The sequence below is a fragment of the Pedobacter sp. AJM genome (assembly GCF_002197755.1).
GTDB lineage: Bacteria > Bacteroidota > Bacteroidia > Sphingobacteriales > Sphingobacteriaceae > Pedobacter.
The window spans coordinates 24,884-36,920 of sequence record NZ_NHOT01000018.1 but is presented as its reverse complement, the minus strand read 5'-3'; the positions used below and the strand labels follow the sequence as shown (position 1 = coordinate 36,920).

The 12,037-nt window shown below is 37.2% G+C and carries 13 protein-coding genes; all 13 read left to right on the top strand.

All coding sequences use genetic code 11. From position 1 onward, the window contains the following. The coding region (locus tag CBW18_RS20620; RefSeq protein ID WP_140418729.1) for a class I SAM-dependent methyltransferase at window positions 1-424 on the top strand (424 nt) is incomplete at its 5' end. Then, entirely contained in the window at window positions 421-1,218 is a 798-nt protein-coding gene (locus CBW18_RS20615) for an outer membrane beta-barrel protein (RefSeq protein ID WP_088303258.1), read from the top strand. The genes CBW18_RS20620 and CBW18_RS20615, both read left to right, overlap by 4 nt. 96 nt (window positions 1,219-1,314) lie before the next feature. Further along, entirely contained in the window at window positions 1,315-2,079 is a 765-nt protein-coding gene (locus CBW18_RS20610) for an SDR family oxidoreductase (protein WP_088303257.1), read from the top strand. 60 nt (window positions 2,080-2,139) lie between these two features. Next, on the top strand, window positions 2,140-2,586 hold the full coding sequence (locus CBW18_RS20605; protein WP_088303256.1) for a GatB/YqeY domain-containing protein: 447 nt from the start codon (window positions 2,140-2,142) through the stop codon (window positions 2,584-2,586). A gap of 170 nt (window positions 2,587-2,756) precedes the next feature. Next, window positions 2,757-3,521 (top strand): alpha/beta fold hydrolase, encoded by a 765-nt coding sequence (locus CBW18_RS20600; RefSeq protein ID WP_088303255.1) that lies wholly within the window; start codon window positions 2,757-2,759, stop codon window positions 3,519-3,521. Continuing rightward, window positions 3,521-4,183 (top strand): CBS domain-containing protein, encoded by a 663-nt coding sequence (locus CBW18_RS20595; protein WP_088303254.1) that lies wholly within the window; start codon window positions 3,521-3,523, stop codon window positions 4,181-4,183. Before CBW18_RS20600 ends, CBW18_RS20595 begins: the two co-directional genes overlap by 1 nt. A gap of 9 nt (window positions 4,184-4,192) precedes the next feature. Beyond that, window positions 4,193-5,074, top strand: a complete 882-nt coding sequence (locus CBW18_RS20590; protein WP_088303260.1) for an NAD kinase — start codon at window positions 4,193-4,195, stop codon at window positions 5,072-5,074. A 2-nt stretch (window positions 5,075-5,076) separates the two neighbouring features. Beyond that, the gene (locus CBW18_RS20585; protein WP_088303253.1) at window positions 5,077-5,883 is read left to right on the top strand and encodes a DUF6089 family protein; all 807 of its coding nucleotides are present in this window, start codon (window positions 5,077-5,079) and stop codon (window positions 5,881-5,883) included. Window positions 5,884-5,902: 19 nt separating this feature from the next. Beyond that, window positions 5,903-6,643, top strand: a complete 741-nt coding sequence (locus CBW18_RS20580) for an isoprenyl transferase (protein WP_088303252.1) — start codon at window positions 5,903-5,905, stop codon at window positions 6,641-6,643. A gap of 148 nt (window positions 6,644-6,791) precedes the next feature. Beyond that, window positions 6,792-9,359: an outer membrane protein assembly factor BamA gene (bamA, locus tag CBW18_RS20575; protein ID WP_088303259.1), complete on the top strand. Its 2,568-nt coding sequence runs from the start codon at window positions 6,792-6,794 to the stop codon at window positions 9,357-9,359. Between the two features lie 265 nt (window positions 9,360-9,624). Next, window positions 9,625-10,599 (top strand): hypothetical protein, encoded by a 975-nt coding sequence (locus CBW18_RS20570; protein ID WP_088303251.1) that lies wholly within the window; start codon window positions 9,625-9,627, stop codon window positions 10,597-10,599. 251 nt (window positions 10,600-10,850) lie between these two features. After that, window positions 10,851-11,381, top strand: a complete 531-nt coding sequence (locus CBW18_RS20565) for an OmpH family outer membrane protein (RefSeq protein ID WP_088303250.1) — start codon at window positions 10,851-10,853, stop codon at window positions 11,379-11,381. A gap of 61 nt (window positions 11,382-11,442) precedes the next feature. Next, a complete protein-coding gene (locus tag CBW18_RS20560; protein WP_088303249.1) occupies window positions 11,443-12,021 on the top strand; it encodes an OmpH family outer membrane protein in 579 nt (192 codons plus the stop codon). Window positions 12,022-12,037: the final 16 nt, after the last annotated feature.

The window sequence follows — 12,037 nt, the reverse complement described above, 5'->3', positions numbered from 1 at the left end:
ACGTAGCTTAAGTGAAATATTTTCGGTTCAGGTTGGTGATTCGGAAGGCCTGCATTTTGAAGCAGATACCTTTGATGCCATTACCTGTGCTTATGGCGTGCGGAACTTCGAAAATCTGGAGAAAGGTTTGGCTGATATGTATCGTGTATTAAAACCAGGTGGGAAAATGGTCATTCTGGAGTTTTCCAAACCGAGGGCGTTTCCGGTAAAACAGCTATACAATTTTTATTTTTTACATGTTACACCATTTTTTGGAAAATTATTTTCAAAAGATGCTAGGGCCTACACCTATTTACCAGAATCTGTAGCAGCCTTTCCGGATGGTAATGATTTTACTGCCCTAATGGAAAGAGTTGGTTTTAAAAATACCAAACAAAGGATTTTAACGTTCGGAATAAGTTCAATTTACGTCGGAACTAAATGATAAAAAAATTAAGCCTCATTCTTTCCTTATTTATTGGATCAAGTACGGCATTCGCCCAGAATTGGGGTGGAGGCATTGACAATGAAGACTGGAGCTTTGGGTTTAACTTTCAATATATTTCTGCTGAATATAAAATTCTTAAAAAGGAAAACTGGAAATCACCATTTTATGAGTTGCCGGATTCTTTTGGCGTCTCGTATGACTCCACCACAGGTTTACCTGTAACAAGCCAACTCAATGCCATTTCCAGTAAACCTGCTCAGGGCTTCGGATTAGGTTTTGTGATCAATAGAAACATTTCTGAAAACTTTGATCTTAGAGCAACACCTTCCTTAATTTTTAGCGACCGTATCGTGAGCTATGAATATGAACCAAAGGAATCAATTCCTATAGGAAATGGACAAATGAAAAATTTTGAAACCCAGGTAGATAAGAAAGTACAGGCGACCATGTTTGAATTTCCACTCGGAATAAAAGTGAAATCAAACCGCCTAAATAACTTTCGTGCTTACTGGTTAGGTGGCGCAAAGTATTCTATTGATATTGCATCAAAGAAAAAAACTTTAGATGAAGGTGAAGCGGCCATCAATAAATTGTTGAAAAATCAGCGCAATTACCTCTCTTACGAAACTGGAATTGGCTTCGATTTGTATTTCGAATATTTTAAAATGTCTCCGGAAATTAAATTATCGTATTCTACGAATGATATCCTTCAACATGATAATACGGCATTTGCCAATCCGATAGATAAGTTGAAATTGCGTCAATTAACGTTCAGTTTAATTTTTCAATAGCCGTACAATTCAAAAAAACTTACCTTTGCCAGCGGAGGTAAATCATCAGCCTTAGTTTTGGGTCGGGGGTTTATCATGACTTAAAAAATCACAAACATGTCTAAAATTGTTTTAATTACAGGCGCAACATCTGGCATTGGCGAGGCTTGCGCACGTACATTCGCTCAGCAAGGTTATCAGTTAATTCTACTGGCCCGCCGTGAAGATCGTCTGGCGAAAGTTGCAAAACAACTTAACAACCAATACGGAATAGAAATTAAGCAGGTTTTGGCAGATGTCAGAGATAAAGCGCATTTATCCGCTGCGCTGGAAGCATTACCTGCCGACTGGAAAAAAGTAGACATCCTGATTAACAACGCTGGTTTGAGTCAGGGTTTAGACCCGATTGACCAGGGCAGTACCGGTGATTGGGATACCATGATTGATACCAATGTAAAAGGATTATTGTACGTTACAAAAATAGTATCTAACTGGATGATACCTCAACATGCTGGTCATATTGTCAATATTGGTTCAATTGCCGGCAAAGAGGTATATCCAAATGGAAATGTTTATTGTGCTACCAAACATGCTGTTGATGCGTTAAGTAAAGGCATGCGGATAGATCTTTTACCTCATGGTATTAAAGTAACTGAAATTAATCCGGGTATGGTCGAAACTGAATTTTCTGTAGTGCGTTTTAAAGGAGATGAAGACCGGGCAAAGAAGGTTTATGAAAACCTGGAGCCGCTTGTTGCCGATGATATCGCTGATGCCATTTGGTATGTAGTGAGCCGGCCAAAACATGTAAATATTAATGATATGTTAATTATGCCAACGGTTCAGGCCACGGCTACGATTATAGATAGAAAGAATGGATAGTCGGGGATTTGAGATAGCACAACTTGCCAGATAATCACCTTACCTTTAAAAAAATAAAATATGATATCAGACACTATAAATCAGGAAATGAAGAAAGCCATGCTGGCTAAAGATCAGGCACAGCTAAGAGGCTTAAGGGCAATAAAAGCGGCTTTACTTTTGGCCAGAACAGAGAAAGGATCTTCAGAGGATATGACAGAAGAAGCTGAATTAAAAATTCTTCAGAAACTGATTAAACAGCGCCGTGAATCTGCTGATATTTATAAATCACAGAACAGAGCCGATTTATATCAGGTGGAAGAAGAAGAAATTGCAGTGATTAGCCAGTTTTTGCCAAAGCAGTTAAGCAGGGAAGAGGTTGCAGTGATTATTGATGAAGTAATCAAACAATCTGGCGCAACATCAGTTAAAGATATGGGTAAGGTAATGGGGCCGGCTAACCAGGCACTTGCCGGTAAAGCAGATGGGAAACTAATCGCTGAAATTGTTAAAGAAAAACTGGCTTAAGGACAAAAGATTTAAAGGTAGAAAGTTCGTAAACGCCAATCGAAGTCGCTTTCCGCTTCAATAACCGTGTTTTTGTACCGTTTTCTGTTTTATTTCAGAAAAATGGCATAGAAATGCGGAAATTTAATTTTACTCTACTAACTTAGTGCACAATACCATCTAAAATACATATGACATACCAGGTAATAGAAGAAGAAGGATTTAAATATATTGAAGCTGGAAAAGGCCAGACACTGGTATTGCTACACGGCCTGATGGGTGAACTGAGCAACTGGGAATTGGTGATAGAAAGATTTAAAGACCGCTATCATGTCATTATTCCCATTCTTCCGATATATGACCTGCCCATTTTAACCTTGGGCGTTAAAGCCCTGTCGAGGTACGTTCACCGTTTTTTAAAATTTAAATCATTAAATCAGGTAGTGCTGGTCGGCAATTCGCTGGGTGGACATGTAGGCCTGGTGTTTACCGTTGCACATCAGGAATTTGTAAAGGCATTAGTGCTGACGGGAAGTTCAGGTTTGTACGAAAATGCTTTTGGCGGTTCTTTTCCACGCCGTGAAAGCTATGATTACATTAAGGAGAAAGTAGAGTTTACCTTCTACGATCCGGCTACGGCCACCAAAGAACTTGTTGATGATGTGTTTAAAACAGTTAACGACAGATCAAGGGTGATCCGGATTTTAACGATGGCAAAATCAGCTATCCGCCATAATATGGCGAAGGAATTATCAAAAATTACCATTCCGGTTTCCTTAATCTGGGGTAAAAATGATAAGGTTACCCCCCCGGAAGTGGCAAAGGAATTTCATGAATTATTGCCAAACTCGGAACTTAACTGGGTAGATCAATGTGGCCATGCACCCATGATGGAGCAACCCGAAATATTTAACAATTACTTAGAAAAATTCTTAGACAGGATATTACTTAAATAATGTTTGCTGAAGAAATCATATCGAATGACATCCCGACACTGAACATCGACGACTCGGTGCAAAAGGCTTTAGATCGCTTAAACGATTTTAAATTAAAGCACTTGCCGGTAGTACATGATGGTGTGCTTGTGGGGTTGGTTTCGGAGGATGATTTACTTAATATTCATGATCATGATACTTCTTTAAATGATGCATCGGTTCATTTGCTCAGTATTTTTGTCCTTAGTGATACGCATACTTACGATGTGATCAGGTTACTCAGCCAGTTGCACATCAGCGCGGTTCCGGTGGTTGATCAGCAAAAAAATTACCTGGGTTTAATTTCCATTCATGAGATGGTAGATGCTGTGGCCGGTCAATATGCCGTAAATGAACCCGGCGGAATAATCGTCCTGGAAATTGGTAACCGAGACAATTCTCTGGCGCATATTGCTCAGATTGTAGAGGCAGACAATGCCCAGATTTTATCTTCTTATGTTAACTCCTTTGCGGATTCTACACGCCTTGAAATAACTTTAAAAATCAATAAAACAGAACTTACTTCTTTAGTAGCCGCTTTTGAACGCTACGATTATCAGGTAAAGGAAGTATATAACAACACCCAGGTTGATGATGGATCTCAGGAACGGTTTGATTCTTTCATGAACTATTTAAATGTTTAAAAACCAATGATGAGGATAGCCATTTACGGGAGAGACTTTAATGATACAGTTTTGCCCTATGTTCAGGAGGTTTTTAATCATTTGGCTAACTATGATGTTCAGCCGGTGTTATATTCCAAATTTAAAACATCGCTTCATGGTAAGATTAATTTACCGAAAAACACCGTTATTTTTCATAACCATGCAGAGCTTAAAGAACGGGCTGATATCTTAATCAGTTTAGGTGGCGACGGCACATTGCTGGATACACTTTCCTTGATCAGAAATTCCAACATCCCGGTGATTGGAATTAATTTCGGGAGGTTGGGTTTTCTCGCCAGCATCAATAAAAATGAAATCGAATCTGCACTAAAAGCTGTCATTCATGGAGAATACAGCTTAGATTGCCGCTCACTGCTGGTTTTAGAATCAGATAATAAATTGTTTGGCGAAGAAAATTTTGCGCTGAACGATATTACCATTCACCGCCGTGATAATTCTGCCATGATGATTATTCATGCTTCCATGAATGATGAATTTATCAATTCTTATTGGGCTGACGGGTTAATTATTGCTACACCTACGGGTTCTACCGCCTATTCACTAAGCTGTGGCGGACCGATCATTTATCCGGATTCCAGAAATTTTGTGGTAACTCCAATTGCGCCACATAACCTGAATGTAAGGCCGGTGGTGCTGCCTGATGCCCATAAATTATCTTTTGAAGTAGAAGCACGTGAATCCAAGTTTCTGGTTTCCTGCGACAGCAGAACCGTTACGGTAGAACGATCTGTTAAAATTTCCATTAAAAAGGCAGATTTTTGCCTGAATCTGATCCGGCTTCATAATGAGACTTACCTGAATACGTTAAGAAATAAATTATTATGGGGAATTGATACCCGTAACTATTAAATATGACGCCAAACAAACTCCTTTTGATTTTTCTTTTTTTTGCTTTCAGCACGCAGGTGTCACGTGGGCAGGAGGGAGGAAACTGGGAACTGGGCGTTATGGCAGGAGGTGCAGGCTACATGGGTGATTTAAATCAGAATAATCCCCTTAAAATCAGTGGTCTTTCTGCAGGAATATTCGGAAAGAAAAATTTCAATTCATATTTAGGGGTGCGTTTGAATTATAGCTACGGGCAGATTCAGGCCAAAGATTCAGAATCTGATAATGCACAGTTTAGGGAGAGAAATCTAAGTTTCAAAACAAGTTTAAATGAATTAAGCGCCATCTTAGATTTTAACTTATTTAATTTTAAACTGGGCGGTGGCAACAGGTTGTTTTCACCTTATATTTTTGCAGGTGCCGGTGTAGTGATGTTCAAACCTACAATCAAGTATGGCGGAGAAAAATACCGCTTGGATCGGATGGCTACTGAAGGACAGGAAAATGCCTACAGTAATATTGCCCTCACTATTCCATATGGTGTAGGCTTAAGATACAATTATAAAGATACCTGGAGTATTTTTTCAGAAATCGGGTACAGAACACCTATGACGGATTATATTGATGATGTGAGCGGAAAATATCCAAGTTTAGAACTTCAAAACAATACCAGAGTAGGAAGTCCTGGTTTAAATTTATCTGATCCATCTATCGGTCAGATTGGAATTCCAGGTACCCAAAGAGGAGATTTTAGAAAAAGGGATACTTATCTATTTGTTAGTGTTGGCATATCTTTTACCTTTGTATCCTCAAAATGCTATTCGTTTTAAGCTGATTTTGACATAATTAATGGGATTTAAAGAACAAATAGACTATAGCCGCCTGCCAAAGCACATTGCCGTGATCATGGATGGTAATGGAAGATGGGCAAAAGGCCAGGGTAAAGTACGCGTGTTTGGTCACGAGCAGGGGGTACTTTCTGTAAAAGATATTGTAGAAGGTTGCGTAGATGTAGGTATTGAATACTTAACGCTCTATGCTTTTTCTACAGAAAACTGGAACAGGCCAAAGGAAGAGGTTGATGCATTAATGCAAATCCTGATTTCTACCATCAACAACGAAACTGAAACACTGAATAAGAACAATATTAGGTTAAACGCCATTGGTAACATTTCATCATTGCCGCAACAATGCATTAATGATTTGCATGAAGCCATGGCTAAAACTGCGCATAATCAGAAATGTACTTTAACACTTGCGTTAAGTTACAGCGCAAAATGGGAGATTTTGGATGCGGCCAAACAAATTGCTGAGGCTGTGAAAAACAATACCATTTCTATTGAGGATATTGATGAAAATTTATTCTCCTCAAAGTTAACTACGGTTAATATGCCTGATCCCGAATTAATGATCAGGACCAGCGGAGAACACCGCATCAGTAATTATTTACTTTGGCAAATGGCTTACACGGAGTTTTACTTTACCGATGTGCTCTGGCCTGATTTCAGACGTGAAGATCTTTTTGAAGCGATAGTAGACTATCAAAAACGCGAGCGCCGCTTCGGCAAAATTAGTGAACAATTAAACTAATTTTTCTTTTAACACTTTTTAACAAGCGTTTAAACTAACTTAGCGCCACTTTTATACGATAAATGTAACCATCAAAAGCGAAACTAAATAAAGTGATTTACTTTATAAAACGTGTACCTTCGTGGCCATTACTGAACAAATTATTTTAATGAAAAGAATATTTCAAGTTTTAATCCTACTAGTTTTAGCCGCTCCGGCATTTGCTCAAATACGTCCGCAAGGTCAGGCACCGGTAACCCCATCTTTGAAGGTTGGAGGCTTGGATCTCGATTATTTCAGTCCCAAAGAATACATTATCGGCGGTACAACCGTAACAGGTACGCAGTATTTGGATAAAGATGTTTTGATTACGCTATCCAAATTAACAAAAGGCGATAAGGTGGTGCTTCCGGGTGAGGCAACCTCCGATGCAATTAAAACGCTTTGGGCACAGGGATTGTTTGATGATGTGAAGATTAATATTGAGAAGTTTGTTCAGGACTCTGTTTATTTTGAAATCGAAGTAGTGGAACGTCCCCGCTTAAGTTCCATTGATTTAAAGGGCATCAGCAAATCTCAAAGAACAGCCATTCAGGAAAAGTTAAATGATAAAACAGGTAAAATCGTTAATGATAACTTATATAACACCACCTCAACGATCATTAAAAAGTATATGCTGGATAAGGGCTACTTTTTTACCGCCATTGATTATAAAACCCGTAAAGATCCTAATGCCGAAAACAGTGTTGTTTTAGAGGCTAATATCAATAAAGGAAGCCGGGTTAAAGTACAGCGCATTTACTTTACCGGAAATAAAGATTTTAAGGAAGCCAAGCTGAGAAAATTTTTAAAGAACCCTAAGCAATTTGCCTGGTGGCGTTTCTGGGGTTCAGGAAAATTTTCTAAAGAGAAATATGAAGAGAATAAAGTGAAGATGATCGCGAAATTGCAGGAGAAAGGTTACCGTGATGCAACCCTTTTGAAAGATAGCATTTATCAACACAATAAAAAGAAGGTTAACATTAAGATGGATATTTACGAAGGCAAGAAATATTACTTCGGAAATATTACCTGGGCAGGTAATGCCATTTATCCTGACAGTATTTTAAGTAAAGTATTAACCATTGAGAAAGGTGACGTTTTTAGTGAGGAACGACTAAATAAAAAACTGAACGGTGGTGGCGAAAACGGCGGAGATATCAACAGTATGTATACTGATAATGGATACCTGACATTCAACATCGATCCGGTACAAACCAAAATTTATGGCGATACCGTAGATGTGGAAATGCGCATGTATGAAGGTCCTCAATATGTAAACAACAGAATTACCTTAAAGGGGAATACCATCACCAATGATAAAGTGGTTTTGCGGGAAATCCGTACCAAACCCGGGCAGAAATTTAATAAGAGTGATTTAATTCGTACTATTCGTGAGATTGGACAGTTGGGCAACTTTGACGAATCTAAAACGGTACCTACACCTCGCCCTAACCCGGCAGATGGTACAGTAGATATTGAATATGCAGTGGAAGAAAAACCTTCAGATCAGATTGAGTTGTCAGGTGGTTTTGGTGGTGGCCGGATCATCGGTACATTGGGCTTAACCTTTAACAACTTCTCTTTAAGAAACTTATTTAATTTAAAAGCCTATAAACCTTTGCCAAAAGGTGATGGACAGAAATTAAGCTTACGTGGACAAACCAATGGTAAGTATTACCAGTCTTATAGTTTCTCATTCTCTCAACCCTGGTTCGGTGGCGAGAAACCGGTAAGTTTTGGTGTAAGTGCATTTACCTCATTGCAATATGTTCCATATAGTTCAGCAACAGAAAGTAGTCCTTTAGATAGACGTATTCGTTTAAATGGAGTAACCGTAAGTTTAGGTAGAAGATTAAACTGGCCGGATAACTATTTCCAATTGAGTCATGCAGTGAGCTTGCAGCAATATATTTTAAATAACTATACAGGTTTTTTATTCTCAACAGGAACATCTTATAATATTAATTTGTCTCAGGAAATTAGCCGTGATTCGAGAGATTCACCAATTTTCCCGAAATCAGGATCTTTTATTCGATTTACCATTCAGGCAACACCTCCGTATTCATTATTTAACAAAACGAATTATGCTACCGCATCTGATAAAGATAAATACCGTTTTACGGAATACCACAAGTGGAAATTTGACTCTCAATGGTATCAGCGTATTGCCGGAAACTTGGTTGTTAAAGCACAGGCACAGTTTGGTTTCTTAGGTCAATATAATAAAGCAGTTGGTCAATCAGCATTCGAGCGTTTTAAATTGGGTGGTGATGGTATGCAGGGATTTGATTTCTTACAAGGTTCTGAAATTATTGCCATGCGTGGTTATGCAAACAATGCTGTAGTGCCGGTAGATATAAATCCTAATGCTATAAATACGGCTCAAACTTCCGGAAGTCCGATTTACACTAAATATGTTTTAGAACTTCGTTATCCTGTTATTTCAAGTCAGCAGGCAACCGCTTTCGTACTGGCTTTCGCAGAGGGTGGTAATACCTGGAACAGGTTTGGTGATTTCAATCCGTTTAACGTAAGAAGATCTGCAGGTATTGGTGCCAGAATTTTCTTACCAATATTTGGGTTATTAGGAATTGACTATGGTCATGGATTTGATAAAATTATCAATAGTAGAGATGGTAATTTTGGACGTCAGAATTTTACATTTAGTATTGCTCAACAATTGGGTGGTTTTTAAAATATAGATTTTTCATTTGAAAGAAGGGATATGCAATAGTATATCCCTTTTTTTTATTTATAATTTTCGATACCTCCACTTAAAATCGACTTTTATAATTAAAGATATAGTTGTTCTTGGGAAAATTACATTTGTTTTAATGCTTTATTTTGTATTATTTATAATTCAAAATAAAGTGTTTTATGTATTTTTAATTGTAATCATTTATTTTATTTATTTTGTATTATTATTTGTATAATTGTGTAATAAATTTAAAAAGATTTTTATGACAAGAAAAACAAAAAACACAGTCCTTAGCTTCATTATGTCAGGCATGTTATTAGGTACGATAGCATCCTGTAAAAAAGATTCAAAGCAAAGTTTATCTGACAATTCTATTGAATCGGAAACTTTAGTTAAAAATGGGATGCTATCTTTTAAATCTCAAGAAAACTTTAACACAGTGATAAAGCATTACAATGCTATTTCATTGAAGGATGTAGATGCAGAATTATCTTCCTTAAATTATCAATCCTTAGCAAAAGATACGCTAAATGAAAATAGGATTGCCGATGTTAAAGATCCTGTAATTAGAAGATTATTAAATAAGGATGGTGCAATAAATATTGGTGATAAAATTTATTTTATTTTTGCAGATAGAGAATATACCATCAAAAATGCTGATTTTGATGTTTATAAAGATTTAAAAGCAAATGGACAAAACTCTACAGTTAGAACTGATACTTCAAAAGTAATAGAAAAAATTATTGTTAGTGGATCCTTAAATGTAAAGTCTGACGGTAGAAACTTGAGTGTAATGTCGTTATCAAGTGGATTAAAAAAACCTGGTACTTTAGCTGTACTAAGTGGTGGTACACAAGTAAATTATTCTAATGAATACGACAATGGCAGACCAGAAAGAGTGAAAATATTTGCTTGGGCAGAAAACTATACATTTAGTTCTTCATGTGGGGTATCTTTAATAGGTGAAGCATACAGAAAAGGTGGTGCTTTTGGAAGTAGGAGTTGGAGAGAAGATCCTATGTATTATTCAAGAATTTATGGAAGTTATACTATTACTCACTACGGAATTTTTACAAGAAGTTTTGATACAGGTGGTCAAAGTCTAATTTCTGAATGTAGAAATACTTTTTCCGATGGTTCATCTGGTATCACACCAGTTATAAACACTCTTAACGCAACATATGAATGGAGAAAAGCTCCACAAAATCCTCAGGAAAGTTTTATTAAAAACTTCTAATAGGTTATCCTGAATAAATTTTTTGTTAAAAAAGGTTAAAAGCTCAAGTTTACTTGGGCTTTTATTATTTCATAGTATCTTTGTACTGATTATGTTTCAGGTAATAAATAAGTCAGTCGGGGTTTAAATAGAACTTAAACTGATTAAATAAAATCTTTAGCTAATAAGAAAAGGGTGATGAGTTCATATAAATTTATTGGCTTTTGAAATCATAGTTGCTTCACTTACCTTTGAAAACAAATTTACACACAATGAAAAAATATCTTTTAGTCGCATTTTTACTTTGCACATCTTTTGGTGCCTTTGCACAGAAGTTTGCATATGTAGATACAGAATACATTTTAAAGCAAATGCCTGAGTATAAATCTGCATTAAGCCAACTGGAAGTGGCATCCAAACAATGGCAGCAACAGGTTGATCAAAATTTTTCTGAAATTGACCGGATGTATAAGGCTTATCAGGCAGACCAGGTTTTACTTACTGACGATATGCGCAAGCGCCGCGAAAATGAAATTATCGAAAAGGAAAAACAGGCAAAGGAATTTCAGCGTCAGAAATTCGGACCGGATGGCGAACTTTTCCAAAGCCGGGCAAAATTACTGAAACCTATACAGGATAAGGTAGCTGATGCCATTAAACAAATTGCAAAAGCAAAATATCTCGATTTCATTTTTGACAAGAGCAGTGAAGCTACCATGATGATTTATGCCAGCAGCAGCTACGATCTTAGTAATGATGTTGTTGTAAAATTAGGTTACAAACCAGGAAGTGCAAATAATTAGTATATTCGCCCCTTGAATTCTGAGAAACAATTAGAAAAAATAAAAAAAGTAAAATAGAAAGATGAGAAAGTTAATTAACGTATTCTTTGTAGCAGCAGGATTAGTGTTTACAGTGAATATGGCAAGTGCGCAACAAAAATTAGGTCACATTAATTCAGAAGAGGTTTTTGCAAACCTTCCCGAAGCTAAAGCGGCTCAAACTACTTTAGAAACATTAGGCAAACAAAAACAAACTGATATTGATGCGATGATCAAAGAATATCAGACAAAAATGACCAGTGCCCAGAGCTTAGAAAAAACCTTAAGTGAGGCAAATAAGGAAGCCGTAGGTAAGCAATTACAAACGATGGGACAGGAATTACAGGATTTAGAAAAACGCATTACTGATGCACGTACAAAAGCGTCACAGGATATCGGTGCTAAACAAGGTGAATTGTTCCAGCCTATCCAGGCTAAAGTTGCAACAGCCATTTCTGCTGTAGCTAAAGAAAAAGGTTTAGCTTATGTTTTTGACATTGCAAATGGTCAGGGTGGTAATAACCTTGTTTTCTGGGAAGGTGGCGATGATATCACTGCTTCAGTTAAAACTAAGTTAGGTATTTCAGCTACTGCTACTAAAGCACCTGCGCCTAAGAAATAGTACTGAGTAAAGCATT